This is a genomic window from Larsenimonas salina, assembly GCF_023736155.1.
Lineage (GTDB): Bacteria > Pseudomonadota > Gammaproteobacteria > Pseudomonadales > Halomonadaceae > Larsenimonas > Larsenimonas salina.
This window is the reverse complement of record NZ_JAMLJJ010000007.1, coordinates 63,725-84,081: the sequence shown is the minus strand read 5'-3', so window position 1 is coordinate 84,081 and position 20,357 is coordinate 63,725. Positions and strand designations below refer to the sequence as shown.

Genomic DNA, 20,357 nt, shown 5'->3' with positions numbered 1-20,357 from the left:
GCATGAATCGATCCTCGGTTAGTGCGTGGTCGCTGGAACGATGTCCAGAACGTCGACATCAAAGGTCAGTGTACGCCCAGCCAGTGGATGATTGAAATCCACCTCGACGCGATCGCCGTCCATCGACTTGATAACCCCTGGCAATTCCCCGCCACCAGTCGGGTCGGCAAAGGACACGACCAGCCCTTCCTCAAGCTCGATGCTCTGATCGAAGTCTTCGCGCTTGAGCTGCTGAACGTTTTGCGGATTGTACTGACCGAACGCGTACTCGGGCGTGATCGCGAACTGACCGCTTTCGCCTACGCCAAGCCCCTTGATCGCGCGCTCGAACCCCGGCGGCAGGTTGCCATCGCCGTATACGAACACCGCAGGCACCTGCTCGCGGGTCGAATCCACTTCCGTTCCATCCTCGAGCAAGAGCGAAAAATGCAGTGTGATCTGCATGCCCTCGTCGACCGTATAACTACTCATTAGGCACCTCGCGTGCATGTGTGCGCTTGGGCAGGAGCGTATCCAGCACAAGGCCGATCGCCCCAAGCGTAATGGCCGTATCCGCCAGATTGAATGCCGGGAAGTACCAGTTCTGCCAATGAAACGACAGAAAATCGACCACGTAGCCAAGCACCACGCGATCATAAAGGTTGCCGAGCGCCCCGCCCATGATTAGTGCGATCGACACGGCCGTCAGCGTTTCATTGGCCTTGAGCCGTTTGAGCCAAAGCGTCAGCGCAACGACTGCCCCCACCGCGATCGCGGCGAACAGCCAGCGCTGCCAGCCATCGTGCCCGGCCAGGAAGCTGAACGCCGCGCCAGTATTGTGCAGTAGCGTCAGATCGAAAAACGGCAGAATCTCCCGGGGCTCGGCGTAGGAAAGCCACTGGGTCATCAAGAGCTTCGTGCCCAAATCGAGCGCGATGATCACGATCGACAAGAGCCACCAGCGAAGCGGTCGCCTCATCAAGGGCGCGTCATGCGTCTCAGGCATAGTGGCGCACCTCACCCGGGCCATCCGGCAGATTCAGGATCGAGCGCTCGCATAGATCCGGGTGTTCGGGGTGAGTACCGACGTCCGGACGGCGCTCCCAGCTCCGTGCGCACTTCTCATACGGGCTGACCTCGACCTGGACCTTGAGGCCGTCGAGCTCGGACATGCCAAGCGACGCGCCCTCCTCGAGCGGCTTGAGCACCACGTCTGAGGTGATCAGCACAAAACGCAGTTCATCGCCGAGCTTGCTCAGCCGCGCCTGCACATCGTCGTTGACGTAAAGCGTCAGGTTGGCATCGAGCGCGCCCTTGATCGTGCCGTCCTTGCGAGCGGTCTCGATCTCGCGGTTAACGGCGTGCTTCACGTCAAGAATGTCGTTCCAGAATTGGCGTCCGAAGACGTCATTGTCCGGCAGGGTCGACAGCCCCTCATAGTAGGTTGTGAAGAACACGGTCTGACTGCGATCGCCCGGAATATGTTCGTTGATCTCTTCGGCCGTGAACGAGAGTATCGGCGCGATCCAGCGCACCATCGCCTCGATCACGTGATAAAGCGCGGTCTGGCAACTGCGACGGGCCAGCGAATCCGCCTGAGTGGTGTACTGGCGATCCTTGATGACGTCGAGATAGAACCCGCCAAGCTCGCGCGAACAGAACGTATGCACCTGCTGGCACACGTCGAGGAAGCGGTACTCCTCGTAGGCTTTCTGAATGCGCGTCTGCAACTGTGCAGCGCGGTCGATCACCCAACGGTCGAGCGCGATCATGTCCTCGAACGCGACCTGATGATGCACAGGGTCAAAGCCGGTCAGGTTACCAAGCAGGAAGCGCGAGGTATTTCGAATACGGCGATAGGTGTCGGCGGTGCGTTTCAAAATCTCATCGGACACCGCCATTTCGCCGGAATAATCGGTCGAGGCGACCCAAAGCCTTAGAATGTCGGCGCCGAGCTTGTTCATGACCTGCTGCGGCGCGACCACGTTGCCGATTGATTTCGACATCTTGCGGCCCTGGGCATCCACGGTGAAACCGTGCGTCAGCACGCCTTTATACGGCGCGCAGTCGTTGATCGCGATCGAGGTCTTGAGCGAGGACTGGAACCAGCCGCGGTGCTGGTCGGAACCTTCCAGATAAAGATCCGCCGGGAAGCAGAGCTCCTCACGCTGGTTGAGCACACTGTAGTGGGTCACGCCCGAATCGAACCAGACGTCCAGCGTGTCGGTCACCTTGTCATAGTGCGCAGCGTCGGTGCCGAGCAGGTCGGAGGCGTCGAGTTCGAACCAGACGTCCATGCCCTCATCTTCGATGCGACGCGCGACCGATTCGATCAGCTCCGGCGTTTTCGGGTGAAGCTCGCCGGTATCCTTGTGTACAAACAAAGTGATCGGCACGCCCCAGGTGCGCTGACGCGAGACGCACCAGTCAGGGCTGGAGGCCAGCATGGATTCCATTCGGCTCTGCCCCCAGGCCGGCGTCCAGTTCACGCCCTTGACCGCCTCGAACGCCTTCGAAAGAAGCTGTTCCTTGTCCATCGAGATGAACCACTGCGGCGTAGCCCGGAAGATCAACGGGGTCTTGGTGCGCCAGCAGTGCGGATAGCTGTGCTGGAAGGACTCCTGCTTGACCAGCTTGCCTTCGCGCTCGAGCGCCTCGCAGATGGCGCTGTCGACCTTGTAGACGTGCTGACCGGCAAACTCACCGGCCTTGCTGCTGTAGGTGCCGTCGGCCTGAACCAGATTCAGCGTGCTGATGCCGTACTCCCGGCCGACCACGAAATCTTCCATGCCGTGATCCGGCGCCGTATGCACCGCACCGGTACCGGCATCGAGGGTAACGTGGTCACCCAGCACCACCGGTACCTGCTTGTCGTAGAACGGATGCTCGAGTGTCAACGACTCGAGGCGGCTGCCGGCAGCATTGGCAAGCACTTCATGGTGCTCGGCGCCCCACCGAGTCATGACGTCTTCGACCAGATCGGTCGCGACGATCACGTGTTCCTCGCCATGGCCCAGATCGACCCGGACCAGGGCGTACTCGAGCGAGGCCGACAGCGCCACCGCCTGATTCGACGGCAGGGTCCAGGGCGTAGTGGTCCAGATCACGATCGCAAGCGGCGCAGTCTCGCCACTGTACTCGAACGCGCGGTAGACCGCCTCGGGCGCACAGGCACTGAAGCGCACATCGATGGCGGTGGAGGTTTTTTCCTGATACTCGATCTCGGCCTCGGCCAGCGCGCTTTGCCCGACCACGCTCCAGTACACCGGTTTGTAGCCCTTGATCAGGTGGCCGTTGTCGACGATCTTGCCAAGCGCTCGAACGATGTTGGCTTCGGTCGCCTTGTTCATGGTGAGGTAGGGATTTTTCCAATCACCGACCACGCCCAGACGAATGAAATCTTCCTTCTGCCCTTCCACCTGGCGCGCCGCATAGTCTCGGCATGCCTGGCGAAATTCGCGGTAACCCACCTTGACGCCGGCGCGACCGATCTCGGTTTCGACCTTGTGCTCGATCGGAAGCCCGTGGCAGTCCCAGCCCGGCACGTACGGGGCATCGAAACCGGCCACGGTCTTGGACTTGATGATGATGTCCTTGAGGATCTTGTTGACGGCGTGGCCGATATGAATGCTGCCGTTGGCGTAGGGAGGGCCGTCATGCAACACGAACTTCGGGCGACCGGCGCAGTGCTCGCGCAGGCGCTGATAGAGATCCATTTCCTGCCACTGCGTGATGCGCTCGGGCTCCCGGCCCGGCAGATTGCCGCGCATGGGGAAGTCAGTGTGAGGCAGGTTGAGAGTGTGCTTATAGTCGCTCATAGCAGAAGGTCAGCCATCATCATGATCTGTGGATGCATACGTTAATGGCGCGGAAGCCAAAAGCGTATCCATGCGGTCCGAAACCGGCAGCGTCAGGTCCGCGTCATCAAACGACGCCTCGCCCGTCTGTCCGCCCGTGAAAGGTAGTGCGTTGAAATAGCGGCGAGTCAGCGCGATATCGTTTTTTATCTGCGCAAGCATCGCCTCCAGGCCATCGAATTTTTCTTCGCCGCGAAGGCGCGCACACGGCATCACCATCATCGGGCGGCCGTAAAGCTCTGGCGATATGTCAAGTAGATGCACTTCAAGCACCGGACGGCTCGAGCCTACAGTGGGGCGCCAACCCACGTTGGCAACGCCTGGGTACCAGGCGCCGTCGTCCAGAAGTGCCTGCACCGCGTACACGCCCCGAAGCGCCATCGGCCCTGGCAGCAGCGGCACATTGGCGGTCGGAATGCCAATGGTGCGCCCAAGCTGACGGTCCTTGACCACCCGGCCCATGAACACGTACGGGCGCCCCAGTTGGTGCGCGGCCTGACGGAAATTACCCGACGCCAGAAGCGTTCGCACCCGCGTGCTCGAGACGCGCTCATCATCGAGCATGAAGGTGTGGGTGTGCTCGACGTCAAACCCGTGCCGCGCGCCCTTTTCTTTTAAAAGCTCGAAGTTGCCGGCCCGGTCACAGCCGAATCGAAAATCATCACCAACCACCAGATGACGCACGCCGAGGCCGTCGACCAGCACCCGTTCGATGAAATCGTCGGCGGAAAGTTCTCGAAGCTTCTGGTTGAACGGCAGACACAGCACGCGGTCGGCGCCGTAGGCCTTCAAGAGGCGCAGCTTTTCCTTCATCCGCGTCAGACGCGGTGGCGCCTGGTCACCGGCGAAGTATTCCCGCGGCTGTGGCTCGAAGATCACCACAGTGACCGGCAGATTCAGGGCGCGCGCACGCGTCTTGAGCTGCTCCAGTATGGCCTGATGCCCACGGTGCACGCCGTCGAAATTACCGATCGTTGCCACACATTCCCGATGATGTGCGCGCAGCGTGTGCAAACCCCTTATCAGTTCCATAGTGCATCCTGTCCATCCGGCGGCGTAGCCCTCAAGTATAACGAAGGGGCACCAGCCTATCAGCCTTGAGGCTCAGCCATTGAGTCGGAAATGACGCATGCGGATTCCGACTAAGCCAAGCCACCCCACATACACCGCGCATCCGCCCGCCACCAGGGCAAGCAATACGCCGGCCCGCTCGGGCGCCGACCACGCAAGCCACTGCTGCCATCCGGGTGTAGCCCACCAAAGGGTTGCAAGCATCACAAGACAACCGCCCGCAAGCTGCCCGGAAAACTTGAGCCAGCCCGGCTGCGCCTTGAGCACCCCTTGCTTGTGCAGGCCGCGCCCGAGCAAAAAGGCGTTCAGGTACGCTGACAGCGCGGTTGCAAGCGCAAGGCCTGCGTGCGCCAGCGGAACGATCAGCGCCAGATTGAACGCCATGTTGGCAACCATGGCCACCACACCGATCTTGACCGGGGTTTTGGTGTCCTGGCGCGCGTAAAAGCCCGGCGCCAGCACCTTGATCATCATGAACGCCAGTAGCCCGGCCGCGTAGGCCCGAAGGCTCTGCGCAGACATCACAACGTCGTGGTCCGTCATCGCGCCATAGTGAAACAGCGTGACAAGCAAGGGCTCAGCCAGAACGAGCAGCGCCAGTGCCGAAGGTAACCCGATCAGCAAAACCGCGCGCAGCGCCCAATCCATCATGCGGGCGAAGTGCGTGGGATCTTCAGTCGCATGCTGGCGGGAAAGCGCGGGCAGAATGACGGTTGCGATCGCAATGCCAAACACCCCGAGTGGCAATTCCACCAAACGGTCGGAGTAGTAAAGCCAGGAAACGCTCCCCCCGACCAACAGGGAAGCCAACACCGTATCGAGCAACAGATTGATTTGAGAGACAGACACGCCAAACAGCGCCGGCCCCATCAGACGCAGCACGCGCCGAACGCCCGGATGGCGGAAATTCGGCACCGGCACTGGCAACAGACCGAGTCTGAGCAGAAACGGAACCTGAAACGCCAGCTGCAGAATACCTGCGATCAGTACGCCCCAGGCCAGCGCCATGATCGGCACCGACATGTGCGGCGAGAGCAGAAACGCCGCACCGATCATCGACAGATTGAGCAGGACCGGCGTGAAGGCCGGCACGGCGAACCGGTTCCAGCTGTTCAGGATGCTGCCGGCAAACGCCGTCAGCGAAATGAGCATCAGATAGGGAAAGGTCAGCCTGAGCATTTCAGCGGTCAGTGCAAGCTTGCCGTGCCCGTCGTCCTTGAAGCCCGGTGCGAACACCCACACAAGCCATGGCGCGCATACGATCGCCAAGGCCGTCACGATCAGAAGCACCAGCCCGAGACTGCCGGCGGTCGCGTTGATCAGCGCCCGAGTTTCATCGCGGGACTTGGACGTCGCGTATTCCGAGAGCACCGGCACGAAGGCTTGGTTAAATGCCCCTTCGGCAAACAAACGCCTCAGGAAATTAGGAATCCGAAAGGCGATAAAGAAGGAATCCGCCCCGGCACCGGCGCCGAACAGCGCCGCAATGGTCACGTCTCGAACCAGGCCCAACACACGCGACAGCATGGTCATGCAACCAACGATCGCCCCTGACCTCAGCAATCCGGCCGATTTACTCATTTCAGTCCCTTTCGATCTACCACTGCGCGACCCAGACCGGTCACTCGTCAACGACCCAACGTATCAACAAGGCATAAAAAAACCGGCCAAGGCCGGTTTTCATCATGCACGAGCGCCCGGCTTACGCAGCCAGCGCCTTAATTCGTGCGTTCAGACGACTCTTGATGCGAGCAGCCTTTTTCTTCGAGAACGCGTTCTTGTCGGCGATGCGGTCGATGACCGGCTGCGCCTTCTTGAACTCGTCCATGGCCTGAGCGTGATCGCCCGTTTGAATGGCCTTGATGACGCGCTTCACATAGGTACGAGCCATGGAACGCTGACTTGCGTTGTGCTGCCGGCGCTTTTCAGCCTGACCAGCGCGTTTACGTGCTTGCTTGGTGTTCGCCACCGTCTACTCCTTGGGGATCTCGACAGTCGTGTTCGAAATGAAAGCCGCGTGTACAACGGGTCGATTAGGACACCGAAGCGACTTCCTGCCATTGTCATAAATAAATGATCAACGGGCTGTGTCTGAGAGGATGGGGGATAATATCACCCAACAATCGCGATTGAAAGCGCCTCACGCGTCCAGCAAAACAAGGTTGTCGCGATGGATGATTTCATGCGCCTCGACAAACCCGAGCAGACGCTCGATCTCACTCGATGGCTTGCCCATGATGCGCCGCGCATCATCGACGTCGTAATTAACGAGCCCCTTCGCGACCCGATTCCCCTCCAGGTCGACACAGACCACAAGATCACCGCGACGAAAATCGCCCTCGACCGCTCGCACACCGACCGGCAAAAGACTTGACCCCTGATGGGCAAGCACCCGCGCGGCGCCGGCATCGATCGTGAGCGTTCCACGACTTTTCAGCTGCCCGGCCAGCCAACGCTTGCGCGCGGCGATCGGGGCATCATGAGGGGTCAATAACGTGCCGACGCATTCACCGGCAACGACACGTGAAAGCACATTGGGCTGATGGCCACTGGCAATCACGGTCTGCGCACCGGAGCGCGCGGCCAGCCGCGCCGCCCTTACCTTGGTCGCCATACCGCCCCGGCCGAGTACACCCCCGGTACCGGCCACATCGACCAGCCGCTGCTCATGGGCATCGGCCTCGGCAATCAGGGTGGCGTTTGGGTCACGACGAGGGTCGGCGTCAAATAGCCCTTCCTGATCGGTCAGGATGATCAGTGCATCAGCCTCGAGCAGGTTTGCCACCAGCGCACCAAGCGTGTCGTTATCGCCGAAACGAATTTCATCGGTTACGACCGTATCGTTTTCGTTGATGATGGGCACGACGCCGAACCCGTGCAGCGACGTGATCGCCGAACGCGCGTTCAGGTAACGACGACGGTTGGATAGATCGGCGTGGGTCAGAAGGATCTGGGCGGTCTGGCACTGATGGCGTTCGAAATGCTCTTCATAACACTCCACCAGTCGCGTCTGACCGATGGCGGCCGCCGCCTGAAGCTCGCCCAGCGATTCCGGGCGCACCGTGAGCCCGAGGCGGGCCATTCCGGCCGCCACGGCGCCGGAAGACACCAGCGTCACCTTGATCCCGGCCCGTCTCAACTCGACAATCTGATCGACCCAGCGCCCGATGGCCGGCTCATCCAGGCCTTGACCGTTGTCGGTCAAAAGCGCACTGCCAATCTTGACCACTACATGGCGTGCCGCACTCAGCGACGCCCGTCCGACCCCTGCCTCATTCATCACCTGATCCTATATCCTGTCAGAAAACGACCATCTTCAGGGAACGTATTCGACGTCCACATCGAATTCATCGTCATCGTCATCCTCGTCGGCCTCAGCGACCCGAGGCGACTTGCGCTGAGCCAGTCGCTCCTCGGCTCGAGCGATGGTTTCCGCTTCCATGCGTCGACGCATTTCAAGCTCCCGGGTGCGCGCCGCTTCATCTTCAAGCTCGAGCGTGCGCTGCTCGGTCAACCAGCGGTGCACCGCCTGCACCAGCGCATCGGTGCCCTGACCGCTGATGGCCGAGATTTCAAACACGGGGCCTTCCCAGCCAAGCCGTGACACGATGTCTTCGATCGTTTCGCGGCGCGTATCGTCATCGAGCATTTCACATTTGTTGAACACCAGCCAGCGCGGACGCTCGGCAAGCGTTTCAGAGAACTGCTCGAGCTCATGCGCGATCGTTTCGATCACCTCGGCCGGGTCACGCTCGTCAAACGGCGCCACATCGACCACATGAAGCAGCAGGCGCGTTCGGGTCAAGTGCTTCAAGAAACGAAGCCCCAGCCCTGCGCCTTCAGACGCACCTTCGATCAATCCGGGCACATCGGCCATCACGAAATGCTCGTGGGCACCGAGCTTTACTACCCCAAGGTTCGGCACCAGTGTGGTGAACGGGTAGTCCGCGACTTTCGGCTTGGCTGCCGACACGCTTCGAATCAAGGTCGACTTGCCCGCGTTGGGCATACCCAGAAGACCGACATCTGACATCAGCTTGAGCTCGAATCTCAGCTGACGCCGGTCGCCTTCGGTACCGGGCACGGTGCGTCGGGGCGCCCGGTTGGTCGAGGACTTGAAGTGCACGTTACCCAGCCCGCGCCGGCCACCCTGGGCCACCTTCAGCCGCTGGCCTTCTTCGGTAATATCCCCGATGACCTCAAGGGTTTCGACATCGACCACGGAGGTTCCGATCGGCACGCGAATCTCGAGATCCTCGCCCTGGCGACCACTCATCTGACGGCCCTGGCCCGGCTGCCCGTTCTCGGCCTTATAGAACCGCTGATACTTGAAATCGATCAGCGTATTCAACGATTCGTCGCCGATCAGAATGACACTGCCGCCATTACCACCGTCACCGCCGTCGGGGCCTCCTTTCGGCACGTATTTCTCTCGGCGAAAACTCAGGCACCCGTTACCGCCGTTGCCCGCTTCCACGGTGATTAAAGCTTCATCGACAAACTGCATGCCATTCTCCCGGCGTATTATATATTCGCCTTACGACAAAAAAGCCCCGCCTGGGCGGGGCTTTTTCAGCAATCACATCAGCGCGCTCAGGCAGAGACGATGCTGACGAACTTGCGGTTTTTCGGACCCTTGGTCTCGAATTTCACATGACCATCGGTCAGTGCGAAAAGCGTGTGGTCCTTACCAATGCCTACGCCGGTACCAGCGTGGAAGCGGGTGCCGCGCTGACGCACGATGATGTTCCCTGCGATGGCTTCCTGGCCACCGAAGAGTTTCACACCCAAGCGTTTGGATTCGGAATCGCGACCGTTACGCGTACTACCTGCGGCCTTCTTATGTGCCATGGAACTGTCTCCTTAGCGTTTGAACGTTAGACAGCGCTGCTTACGCAGAGATGCCGGTAATCTTGACTTCGGTGTACCACTGACGGTGGCCCTGGCGCTTCATGCTGTGCTTGCGGCGACGGAATTTCAAAATACCGACTTTCTTGCCACGGCCATGGGAAACCACTTCAGCAGTAACCTTGGCGCCTTCGACCAGCGGAGCGCCGATCTTGACGTCATCACCGCCGACCATCAGAACTTGATCGAAATCGACGTTTTCACCGGTCGCAATTTCAAGCTTCTCGAGCTTGATGCGCTGGCCTTCCTGGACGCGGTACTGCTTACCGCCGCTCTTGATGATTGCGTACATGCTTTTCTCCAAAGGGCTCATCTCATTTCGCTTCTTTTCATCGACCTGCGGCAATTGGCGCCCCTTTTGGCAACCATCTGACAGGGAGCACGATGAGTCGGGCGCGAATTATACACATGTTGGCGTTCTTGACACAATGCACGCCCTGGGTTATTCGCCCAAAGACGCCTTTGCCTTGACGTTATACAGGCCGATGCCTAGCATACCGGCAACCATGGCCACTCAGTTCGCGGCCCCACCCTAGATGACAAGCCGAGTCATGCAGCCAAACGCATTGCCGACCCATGCCCCGGTGGCTGACGATTTCGCCGCCGTGGATCGCACGATACAGCAACAACTTGCCTCTCGCGTTCCTCTGGTCCAGACCATCGGACACTACATTGTAGAAAGTGGCGGCAAACGTCTCCGGCCCCTTCTGGTGCTTCTTGCCGCCCGTGCACTGGGCTATGAGGGTGATCGCCATATTCTCCTGGCCGCGCTCATCGAGTTCATGCACACGTCCACGCTACTGCATGATGATGTGGTGGATGAATCCTCCCTGAGACGAGGCAAGGCCACTGCCAACGAAGCCTGGGGCAACGCGCCATCGGTGCTTGTCGGCGATTTCCTGTATTCCCGCTCCTTCCAGATGATGGTCGATGTGGGCTCGATGCGTATCATGGCGATTCTTTCGAGCGCGACATCAACGATTGCCGAAGGCGAAGTGCTTCAACTCACCAACATCGGCAACGCCGATATCGATGAGCAGGCCTACTTCGATACCATACAGGGCAAGACGGCCATGCTGTTCGAGGCTGCCTCGCACACTGGTGCCGTGTTGGCCGGTGGCAGCGAGCGTCAGGTCGAAGCGCTTCAGGTCTACGGCCGCCAGCTCGGCATGGCCTTCCAACTGATCGATGACCTGCTCGATTATCAGGGAAGCGCGGACGCAATGGGCAAGAACGTGGGTGACGATCTTGCCGAGGGCAAACCCACCCTGCCGCTGATCCACGCTCTCAAGGTCACCTCCGAGACCGAGGCGGCCGTGATCCGAAAGGCCATCGAGGAAGGCGGACTTGAGCATCTGGATGAGGTGCTTTCCATCGTTCAGCGATGCGGGGCGCTCGAATACACCCGGGAACAGGCCAATCGCTGCATTGAGCTTGCGCTCGATGAACTCGAGCATCTGCCGGATTCCCCGTTCAAGGACAGCCTGACCCTTTTGGCCCACCAGGCCGTGGAACGCACGTCGTAATGAAGGACTTGCATACCCAAAACGATTGCGTATAATGCTGCCTCGTCCACAAAGCAATACCTCTTGCTTTCGACGCTTCGGAATATAGCTCAGCTTGGTAGAGCGCTGCCTTCGGGAGGCAGAGGTCGTAGGTTCGAATCCTGCTATTCCGACCAAGAACGTTATGAAAAACCGCCACTTACGGATCATACCGGGTGGCGGTTTTTTTATACCTGCCTTCTGGGCTCCAATCAGGTTCCTAACCGCACATGTTCGCTCAGAGTGCCTCCTTCGATGCAACACGTGTATCACCTATATTGTCGTGCCCTAGAGGCGCGCACTGAGCACAATTCGCTCGCGTGGTAACGACCTTACCCAACACGATGTACCGGGCGCGATGAACTCTCCCAGCTCTACAGCGCGCCCGCTCTGAACGCAAAAAAGCCACCCGAAGGTGGCTTTTTTGCGATTACCGTCATGAATTACCCGGCATCAGAGGTTTGCGGCCAGCTTTCGACCTCATCCGACAGCGCCTTGAGGCGAGCGACAGCCAGCTTCGACACGTCGTTCAAATCGGCCCCATCCTTCTCGGCATACTCGATGATCTGCTGCTTCATCCGTCGCGCCCAGAATTTCTTGAGATGATGCGCGACCTCTTCGGCCGCGGCAGCATCTTCCCCATGATGGCGATTGTTGATACTGATCTGATTGATCATCTTGACCAGCACGTCAACTTCGTTCATTCGCTACTCCTCTCCTGGCGTACGTCATCATTGAAAGGCGCACTCATTTGATGGCCATGCCTTCCGATTCATCGGCACGCTCAAGATAGCGCTGCTGCTGCTCATCGAACTGCTGGAACCGCTGCTGCCAGTCGGAAGGCTGCGAGACCTTCTCGACCTGAACCGCCGTTACCTTGTACTCGGGGCAGTTTGTAGCCCAGTCCGAGTTATCGGTGGTAATGACGTTGGCGCCACTGCCCGGATGGTGGAACGTGGTGTACACCACGCCCGGTGCCATGCGGTCACTGACCCGGCAGCGAAGTACCGTATGCCCTACACGGCTTCGGATACCCAGCCAATCGCCATCCTTGAGGCCGCGATCTTCGGCATCGACCGGATGGATTTCCAGCACGTCCTCTTCATGCCACTCGCTGTTGGCGGTACGCCGCGTCTGCGCGCCCACGTTGTACTGGCTTAGAATACGGCCAGTGGTCAACAACAGCGGATAACGTCGGTTGGTGCGTTCTTCGGTGGCCACATACTCGGTAATGGCGAAATGGCCCTTGCCGATCGGGAAGTCCACCCCGTGCATTGTTGGCGTACCGATGGGGTAGTCGTCGTTACACGGCCACTGGATACTGCCCAGCTCTTCGAGTCGCTGATAGTTCACACCCGTGAACGTCGGGGTCAACTGCGCGATCTCATCCATGATCTCGGACGGATGGCTGTAGTTCATCGGATACCCGAGCGCGTTGGAGAGCGCCTGGGTCACTTCCCAGTCTTCCTTGCCGGCAACGGGCGGCATCACCCGGCGTACACGGTTGATGCGACGCTCAGCGTTGGTGAAGGTGCCGTTTTTCTCGAGGAAGGTCGCTCCGGGCAGCAGCACATGAGCGAACTTGGCCGTCTCGTTCAGGAAGATGTCTTGAACGATCAGGCAATCAAGCGCGGAGAGCGCCGCTTCAACGTGTTGCGTGTTGGGGTCGGACTGAGCGATGTCTTCGCCCTGTACGTAAAGCCCCTTGAACGTTCCGGCGACGGCCGCATCGAACATGTTCGGGATACGAAGCCCCGGCTCATCGTCGAGCTTGGCGTTCCAGACCGACTCAAAGCGCTCACGGACCTCGGTATTGGCCACGTGCTGATAGCCCGGCAGTTCATGCGGGAACGAGCCCATGTCACAGGAGCCCTGCACGTTGTTCTGACCGCGCAGCGGGTTGACCCCGACGCCTTCACGCCCGATGTTGCCGGTGGCCATCGCCAGGTTCGCGATCGCCATGACGGTAGTGGAGCCCTGGCTGTGCTCGGTCACGCCCAATCCATAATAGATTGCGCCATTGCCGGCTGTTGCGTACCTGCGCGCCGCTGTGCGAACCAGCGCTGCCGGCACACCGGTTTCAGCCTCGGAGACTTCCGGCGCGTGGCGCGCTTCCTGAATGAACGTGCGCCACTTCTGATAGCCCTCGGTGTCGCAACGCTTAGCCACAAACGCCTCGTCCTCGAGCCCTTCGGTGATCACCACGTGCGCCAATGCGTTGACGAGTGCCACATTGGTGCCGGGCTTGAGCGCCAGATGCAGGCCTTTTTCAGCGTGCGGCGTTTTCAGAAGATCGATGCGGCGCGGGTCGGCCACGATCAGCTCGGCGCCCTCACGCAGGCGACGCTTCATCATCGAGGCGAATACCGGGTGAGCGTCCGTCGGGTTGGCACCGATAACCAGAATGGCGTCGGCCTTCATGACGGAATCAAAGGTCTGTGTGCCCGCGGATTCACCCAGCGTGGTTTTGAGGCCATACCCCGTCGGTGAGTGGCAGACACGGGCACAGGTGTCGGTGTTGTTGTTGCCGAACGCCGCGCGAATCAGCTTCTGAACCAGATAGGTTTCTTCGTTGGTGCAGCGCGAGGACGTGATGCCGCCGACGCTGTCGCGCCCGTACGTTTGCTGGATGCCTTTCAGGCGCTTCGCCGAGAACTCGAGGGCTTCTTCCCAAGAGACTGCACGCCACGGCTGATCGATCGAGTCGCGAATCATCGGCTCGCGAATACGATCCTTGTGGGTGGCGTAGCCAAAGGCAAAGCGGCCCTTGACGCAAGAGTGGCCGTGGTTGGCGTCTCCGCCCTTGTACGGCACCATTCGAATCAGCTTGTCGCCCTTCATCTGGGCTTCGAACGAGCAGCCAACGCCGCAGTAGGCGCAGGTGGTGACCACGCTGTGCTCGGGCACGCCCTCCTCGATCACGCTCTTTTCCATCAGCGTCGACGTCGGGCAGGCCTGCACACAGGCACCGCAGGACACGCACTCGGAATCCATGAACGGCTCGTTCTGGCTGGCGGACACCATCGAGCCGAACCCGCGGCCATCGATGGTCAGTGCGAACGTGCCCTGAACTTCGCCACAGGCGCGCACGCAGCGTGAGCAGACGATGCACTTGCTGGGGTCGAAGCTGAAATACGGGTTGGAATCGTCGATCTTGGCGTCGAGGTGGTTGGCGCCTTCATAGCCGTAGCGGACTTCACGCAGCCCAACCGCGCCGGCCATGTCCTGAAGCTCGCAATCGCCGTTGGCCGGACAGGTCAGACAGTCCAGCGGGTGATCGGAAATGTAGAGCTCCATGATGTTACGACGGAGCTTGGCAAGCTTGCCGTTTTGCGTCGTAACCGACATGCCTTCAGTGACTGGCGTGGTGCAGGAGGCCGGATAGCCACGACGCCCCTCGATTTCCACCGCGCACAGGCGGCAGGAACCGAAGGCTTCCATGTTATCGGTCGCGCACAGCTTGGGCACGGTAATACCGGCAAGCGCCGCTGCGCGCATGACCGACGTGCCTTCCGGCACGCTGATTTCAAAGCCATCGATCGTCAGCGCAACGGCCTTGGTCGATGTCCGCCCGGGGGTACCCAGGTCGCGCTCGAACAGCGACGGATCAAAGCCATTGTGTGGCTGACCGGAATCGGGCTGTTTGGGATCGAAATAGTTCAGCATGGCGTGCCTCCCGCCTCTACGGCGTATTGAGGTGTCAAATCTTCGGGGAAATGGGTCATGACGCTCTGGACCGGGAACGGCGTCATGCCGCCCATCGCACACAGCGAGCCGTCAACCATTGTTTCACACAGCTCACCGAGCAGTGTGAGGTTCTTTTCTGCGTTCTCGCCGGCACGAATGCGGTCGATGACCTCGACGCCGCGTACGGCACCGATTCGACACGGCGTGCATTTGCCACAGGACTCGACCGTGCAGAACTCCATGGCAAAGCGGGCCTGGTCACCCATATCGACGCTATCATCAAACATAACAACGCCGCCGTGGCCCACAACCCCTCCGAAAGCCGCAAAGCCTTCGTAGTCGATCGGATTATTCCACTGACTCTCCGGCAGATACGCCCCGAGCGGGCCACCGACCTGAACGGCCTTGAGTGGCCGCCCGGAAAGCGTGCCGCCCCCGAAGTCGTTCATCAGGTCACTGAGCGTGGTACCAAACGCCAGCTCGACCAGACCGCCACGCTTGACGTTGCCGGCAAGCTGCATCGCGACCGTTCCACGGGAGCGACCCATGCCGTAATCGGCGTAGGCCTGACCGCCGTGATCGAGAATATAAGGGATGGCCGCCAGCGACAGGACGTTATTGACGACCGTCGGCCGGCCAAACAAGCCTTCGATGGCCGGAAGCGGTGGCTTGGCACGCACTAGGCCACGACGCCCCTCGAGACTTTCGAGCAGCGAGGTTTCCTCGCCACAGATATAGGCGCCGGCCCCAAGGCGTACCTCGAGGTAGAAGTTCTGACCGGAGCCCAGGATGTTCATACCCAGGTAACCGGCATCGGTCGCCCTGGCAATCGCATCGTTCAGCATCCGATGCGCGATCGGGTACTCCGAACGCAAATAGATGTAGCCCTGATCCGCTCCAACGGCGAGACCGGCAATGGTCATGCCCTCGATCAGAAGATAGGGGTCACATTCCATGACCAGACGGTCGGCAAACGTGCCCGAATCGCCTTCATCGGCGTTGCAGACGATGTATTTCTGACCCGGGGCCTCATCGTGTACGGTCTGCCACTTGATACCGGTCGGAAATGCGGCGCCGCCGCGACCACGAAGGCCGGACGTCTTAACCTCATCGACGATGCTCTGGCTATCGCGGGCGATCGCGCTTTTGAGGCCATTGAAGCCGCGATGCGTCTCATAGTCCTCAATCGACAGCGGGTCGGTAATGCCGATGCGCGAAAACGTCAGACGCTGCTGTTTTTTAAGGTACGCAATTTCTTCAGTCAGCCCGAGCGCGCGTTCGTGGGTCTGCGCGCCGTCGAACAGCCCGGCCTCGACCAGACTGGCCACCTCGGAAGGGTCGACCGGGCCATAGGCCACGCGCCCCTCAGGTGTATCGACCTCGACCAAGGGCTCCAGCCAGAACAGCCCGCGCGAGCCATTTCGCTTGATCGTCAAATCGAGGGAGCGCTCGCGTGCGGCCCGCTCGAGAAGCGAGGCCACCTTATCCGCGCCCAACGAGTGCGCCGTGGTATCACAGGGAACATAAACGGTCGTTGTCATCACTTCACCTCCACCACGGCCGTGGTCAGTTCATCGGCCAATTCTTCGAAACGCGTCGGCGTGACGCGCCCGTGAATGTCGTCATTGACGCGAATCGACGGACCGCAGGCGCAGTTGCCCAGACAGTACACCGGCTCGAGCGTGAACTCGTGATCGAGCGTAGTCTGGTGGTAGTCCACGTTCAGCGTCTTCTTGATGTGCGCTTCAAGCTGACGACTTCCGACCGCCTGGCACGCTTCGGCGCGGCACACATGGATCACGTTGCGCCCGGCGGGCTGGGTGCGAAAGTGGTGATAGAAGGTGATGATGCCGTGGATATCGGCGCGGGTGCAGCTCAAGGTTTCGGAAATCAAGGGGATCGCAGCGTCTGGAATGTATCCGAAACGGTCCTGGATCGCGTGGAGGATCGGCAGCATCGCGCCTGGCAGCGCCTTGTGGGCGTCGATTACTTCCTGGATCAGCGCCGGCGTCCAGGCGCCGGTTGCTGATGCACTGGCATTAGACATGACCTGATTGCCTCATCAAGTAGTCGAATTGGTCTGCCGGAACGGTCGGTCCGTCAGCACTCATTCAAACGTCGTATAGGAATAATTGTTCTTAATTGCTTTATGCTTAAGTCACTTGTGCGCAACCTAGCATACCCCGGGAATCCAACAAATATGCACAACGATGCTTAGAAAAAAGTTGAACATCGCCCCAGCCTGGCTGTTTCGAAGTGAGGATGGCGACCTGCTGGACCCGGTGACCTTTACTCTGCTCAGCGGCATCCATGAGACCGGGAAGCTTACGCGCGCCGCACAGCAGGCCGGCATCTCCTACCGCCATGCCTGGAACCTTTTGACTCGCGGTGAGCAGTTCTTCGGCATGGCGATGGTGGTCATGCGGAAAGGACATGGCACACACCTCTCACCGCTGGGCGAACGACTGCTCTGGTCGGAACAGCGCCTCAGAGCCCGGCTGGAGCCTCAGCTCGACAGCATGGCATCCGAGCTCAACAATCAGATCCAGCAACTGCTTGAAGGCGCCCACCCGGTGCTTCGGCTACATGCAAGTCATGGTTACGCTGTCGCGCTGCTGCCGGAACTCGCCGGTGAGCTGGATCTTCGTTACTGCAACCCGATCGAAGCCCTCAGCGCCCTGAAACGCGGCGACTGTGATCTGGCAAGTCTTCATCTGCCGGCCGACCCCACGCGCGCCGAACGCGTGCTTGCAACCTACCGACCGCTGATCCATGACCAGGACCTTCGCATCATCCGCTTCGTGACTCGAAAGCAGGGGCTGATTCTGCGTGCAGAGACTCGCGAACGCGTTCAGGGGCTGGCCGATCTGACTCAACCGGGGCTTCGCTTCATCAACCGAGACGAACATTCGGGCACCCGCCTTCTATTCAACCTTTTACTGGATGAGTGCGGCCTCGATGAAATCCGGCTGGCTCACGCCACCCAGGAAGAATTCACCCATACGGCGGTCGCCGCCTACGTCGCCGCCGGCATGGCCGATGTCGGCTTCGGCGTCGAGGCCGCAGCCGCCCAGTTCGGACTCGACTTCATTGACCTGGCCCACGAACACTACCTTCTGGTCTGCCACACGGCTCAGCTCAATCAGCACAACGTATGCCAGCTGCTCGACGCCATGACCACGCCCGAATTTCTGGCCTCCCTCGAACGCCTGACCGGCTACGAGCCGGATCATTGCGGCACGATCGGCACCTTCGATGATCTAACGCTCGGGCATGGGCGCGATGCCTGAGCGATCAGAGACCGGTTTGATCACCTCGAGCCATTAACGTACCGCCCGGCACTCGGGCGCGTCACATGTACAAACAGGGTTTACAAAAAGAGAAGCGACACCCTTGAGGCCTTAAGCGCGATAAAACGCCTGACCTGACACATCAGAGTTCTCAACTGGTATCCAATTGGTTATGTTTTGGTCTTTTACTGGTATGCAAAAAGACCACTGGTATCCAACAAGAGCCACCCCGTCATGACCGATCCTCTCGCGCGCATTGCCGTGCACCCGGGAAACACCACCCCGCTGTACCGCCAGCTTTCGAACCAGCTGGCACGCGCGATCGAGCTGGGCGAATGGCGCAGCGAAGACGCCCTGCCCTCCGAGCGGCTACTGGCCGAACGCGTCGGAGTCTCGCGCATTACCGCCCGCAAGGCACTGGAGCGTCTGGTCGAACAGGGGCTCATCGTTCGCACCCACGGCTCGGGCACCTTCATCGCGCCTCGCGTCGCCCCGTCACTCAGCCGACTGACCAGTTTCAGCGAACAGCTGGCTCGCCGCGGGTTCACGCCACGCTCGCACTGGCTCGATCGACATACAGGGCATACAAACCTTGAGGAACGGCTGCGGCTCGATCTGGGCCCGAACGACCCGGTCGTGCACCTCAAACGCCTGAGGCTCGCGGACGACATTGTGGTCGCCGTGGAGGAAAGCTGTCTTCCGGCACGGTTCATTCCCGAGCCAGACGCGCTCGAGGCCTCGCTTTATGCGTATCTGGAAAACCGCGGCACGCCTATCGTTCGGGCCAGGCAATCGGTCAGCGCCGTCAACGCCGATGAGGCACTTGCGACACTTGCCCAGGTCGCTCCGGGAAGCGCGCTATTGAAAGTCACCCGCCTTGGCTACCTCACCGACGGGACCGCCGCCGAGCTGACAAACTCCTATTGCCGAACCGACTACTACGACTTTGTCGTTGAACTGGGCGTTGCGCCCAAGGAGTCCTGATGTCTCTGATGAAGGAAGAAGCGCTGAGTTGCGCAGCGATACTGCGCCAGCAAACGCCCGCCCTCGAGGCGCCACTCGCCCGCCTTTCCGCCACCTTGCGATCACATCCGCCCGCCATGATGCTGACCGTTGCCCGCGGCAGCTCCGACCACGCTGCAAGCTATGCAGGCTATCTGGCGATGAAACACCTGGGCCGACCGATGGCCTCGATCCCCCCGTCACTGAGCACACATCATCAGGTGCCCTGGCACGTGGATGGCGCCTTGTCACTGGCCATTTCCCAGTCAGGTCAAAGCCCGGATCTCGTCGACCTTCAGCGCGCTCTCGACCAGGGTGGCGCCCGGACACTTGCACTGACCAACGCCCCCGATAGCCCGCTCGGGCACGCAAGCGCACACGAGCTGATCCTGCATGCAGGCACCGAGCAAAGTGTTGCCGCGACCAAGAGCTATCTGGCAACGCTTGCCGCCTGCGCGCAACTCATCGGCCTCTGGGCAGAAGACACAGCCCTTTTGGACGCGCTCACCGCCCTGCCCGAAACACTCGATCACGCCTGCACAAAGCCATGGACCAGCGCGGTCGAGCGGCTCGAGCACGCTGACCGAATGCTTGTGATCGGGCGCGGCAGCGGCCTTGCCATTGCCCAGGAGGCCGCACTCAAGTTCAAGGAAACCTGCGCCATCCAGGCGGAGGCGTTCAGCGGCGCCGAAGTCCGCCATGGGCCAATGGCCCTGATTGGCCCAGGCTATCCCGTACTGGTGTTCGCACCGCCCGGCCCCGAGCAACAGAGCCTTCTGGAACTGGCCGACTGGCTCGAAGGTGTCGGCGCCGATGTCTTGCTGGCCGCCGATCCCCGCATTGCCAGGCGCACGCTGACGCTTTCGGACGCCGCCCATGACGACCTGCAGCCGCTGAGCGCCATTCAAAGCTTTTACCTGATGGTCGAACAGCTGGCTAGGGCCCGTGGGCTCGACCCGGACGCACCCCCCCACCTCAGCAAGGTAACGCGCACCCGGTAATGCCCGGAATGCGCCACT

At 60.4% G+C, this 20,357-nt stretch carries 18 protein-coding genes and 1 tRNA gene; 5 read left to right on the top strand and 14 right to left on the bottom strand.

From position 1 onward, the window contains the following. Window positions 1–18 precede the first annotated feature (18 nt). The 10 genes from fkpB to rplU form a co-directional block, all read right to left on the bottom strand. On the bottom strand, window positions 19–471 hold the full coding sequence (fkpB, locus tag NAT23_RS12985) for an FKBP-type peptidyl-prolyl cis-trans isomerase (protein WP_251928963.1): 453 nt from the start codon (window positions 469–471) through the stop codon (window positions 19–21). After that, window positions 464–985, bottom strand: a complete 522-nt coding sequence (gene lspA, locus NAT23_RS12980) for a signal peptidase II (RefSeq protein WP_251928961.1) — start codon at window positions 983–985, stop codon at window positions 464–466. The genes fkpB and lspA overlap by 8 nt, the downstream gene beginning before the upstream one ends. After that, a complete protein-coding gene (gene ileS, locus NAT23_RS12975) occupies window positions 978–3,797 on the bottom strand; it encodes an isoleucine--tRNA ligase (protein ID WP_251928959.1) in 2,820 nt (939 codons plus the stop codon). Before ileS ends, lspA begins: the two co-directional genes overlap by 8 nt. Before the next feature lie 9 nt (window positions 3,798–3,806). Next, window positions 3,807–4,868 carry a bifunctional riboflavin kinase/FAD synthetase gene (ribF, locus tag NAT23_RS12970; protein ID WP_251928958.1) on the bottom strand — a complete coding sequence of 354 codons (1,062 nt, stop codon included), beginning with the start codon at window positions 4,866–4,868 and terminating at the stop codon, window positions 3,807–3,809. 72 nt (window positions 4,869–4,940) lie between these two features. Continuing rightward, a complete protein-coding gene (gene murJ, locus NAT23_RS12965; protein WP_251928956.1) occupies window positions 4,941–6,488 on the bottom strand; it encodes a murein biosynthesis integral membrane protein MurJ in 1,548 nt (515 codons plus the stop codon). A gap of 121 nt (window positions 6,489–6,609) precedes the next feature. Next, the gene (gene rpsT / locus NAT23_RS12960; RefSeq protein WP_251595430.1) at window positions 6,610–6,876 is read right to left on the bottom strand and encodes a 30S ribosomal protein S20; all 267 of its coding nucleotides are present in this window, start codon (window positions 6,874–6,876) and stop codon (window positions 6,610–6,612) included. Window positions 6,877–7,047: 171 nt separating this feature from the next. After that, window positions 7,048–8,187 carry a glutamate 5-kinase gene (gene proB, locus NAT23_RS12955; protein WP_251928954.1) on the bottom strand — a complete coding sequence of 380 codons (1,140 nt, stop codon included), beginning with the start codon at window positions 8,185–8,187 and terminating at the stop codon, window positions 7,048–7,050. Between the two features lie 36 nt (window positions 8,188–8,223). Further along, complete coding sequence (gene cgtA / locus NAT23_RS12950; RefSeq protein WP_251928952.1) at window positions 8,224–9,414, bottom strand: Obg family GTPase CgtA; 1,191 nt, start codon at window positions 9,412–9,414, stop codon at window positions 8,224–8,226. Between the two features lie 86 nt (window positions 9,415–9,500). Next, window positions 9,501–9,758, bottom strand: coding sequence for a 50S ribosomal protein L27 (gene rpmA / locus NAT23_RS12945; protein ID WP_251595424.1), 258 nt, complete (start codon window positions 9,756–9,758; stop codon window positions 9,501–9,503). A 40-nt stretch (window positions 9,759–9,798) separates the two neighbouring features. Further along, window positions 9,799–10,107 carry a 50S ribosomal protein L21 gene (gene rplU, locus NAT23_RS12940; RefSeq protein ID WP_251595422.1) on the bottom strand — a complete coding sequence of 103 codons (309 nt, stop codon included), beginning with the start codon at window positions 10,105–10,107 and terminating at the stop codon, window positions 9,799–9,801. Between the two features lie 259 nt (window positions 10,108–10,366). Between rplU and ispB the strand changes: the two genes are divergently transcribed. Then, window positions 10,367–11,341 (top strand): octaprenyl diphosphate synthase, encoded by a 975-nt coding sequence (ispB, locus tag NAT23_RS12935; RefSeq protein ID WP_251928950.1) that lies wholly within the window; start codon window positions 10,367–10,369, stop codon window positions 11,339–11,341. Window positions 11,342–11,419: 78 nt separating this feature from the next. Continuing rightward, a tRNA-Pro gene (locus NAT23_RS12930) sits at window positions 11,420–11,496 on the top strand. A gap of 306 nt (window positions 11,497–11,802) precedes the next feature. Here the strand turns inward: NAT23_RS12930 and NAT23_RS12925 are convergent. The 4 genes from NAT23_RS12925 to NAT23_RS12910 are packed head-to-tail and all read right to left on the bottom strand — an operon-like array spanning window position 11,803 to window position 17,093. Next, entirely contained in the window at window positions 11,803–12,063 is a 261-nt protein-coding gene (locus NAT23_RS12925) for a formate dehydrogenase subunit delta (protein ID WP_251928948.1), read from the bottom strand. 43 nt (window positions 12,064–12,106) lie between these two features. Then, window positions 12,107–15,025 carry a formate dehydrogenase subunit alpha gene (gene fdhF / locus NAT23_RS12920; protein ID WP_251928947.1) on the bottom strand — a complete coding sequence of 973 codons (2,919 nt, stop codon included), beginning with the start codon at window positions 15,023–15,025 and terminating at the stop codon, window positions 12,107–12,109. Then, entirely contained in the window at window positions 15,019–16,587 is a 1,569-nt protein-coding gene (locus NAT23_RS12915) for a formate dehydrogenase beta subunit (RefSeq protein ID WP_251928945.1), read from the bottom strand. The genes fdhF and NAT23_RS12915 overlap by 7 nt, the downstream gene beginning before the upstream one ends. Continuing rightward, the gene (locus tag NAT23_RS12910; RefSeq protein ID WP_251928943.1) at window positions 16,587–17,093 is read right to left on the bottom strand and encodes a formate dehydrogenase subunit gamma; all 507 of its coding nucleotides are present in this window, start codon (window positions 17,091–17,093) and stop codon (window positions 16,587–16,589) included. The genes NAT23_RS12915 and NAT23_RS12910 overlap by 1 nt, the downstream gene beginning before the upstream one ends. 178 nt (window positions 17,094–17,271) lie before the next feature. On the opposite strand from NAT23_RS12910, the gene NAT23_RS12905 reads away from it, so the two are divergent. The 3 genes from NAT23_RS12905 to NAT23_RS12895 all read left to right on the top strand — a co-directional run bounded on the left by NAT23_RS12905 (window position 17,272) and on the right by NAT23_RS12895 (window position 20,339). Next, a complete protein-coding gene (locus NAT23_RS12905) occupies window positions 17,272–18,336 on the top strand; it encodes a substrate-binding domain-containing protein (protein ID WP_251928941.1) in 1,065 nt (354 codons plus the stop codon). A gap of 234 nt (window positions 18,337–18,570) precedes the next feature. After that, window positions 18,571–19,320: a GntR family transcriptional regulator gene (locus tag NAT23_RS12900; protein WP_251928939.1), complete on the top strand. Its 750-nt coding sequence runs from the start codon at window positions 18,571–18,573 to the stop codon at window positions 19,318–19,320. Then, window positions 19,320–20,339: an SIS domain-containing protein gene (locus tag NAT23_RS12895; RefSeq protein ID WP_251928937.1), complete on the top strand. Its 1,020-nt coding sequence runs from the start codon at window positions 19,320–19,322 to the stop codon at window positions 20,337–20,339. Before NAT23_RS12900 ends, NAT23_RS12895 begins: the two co-directional genes overlap by 1 nt. The last annotated feature ends 18 nt before the right edge of the window (window positions 20,340–20,357 follow it).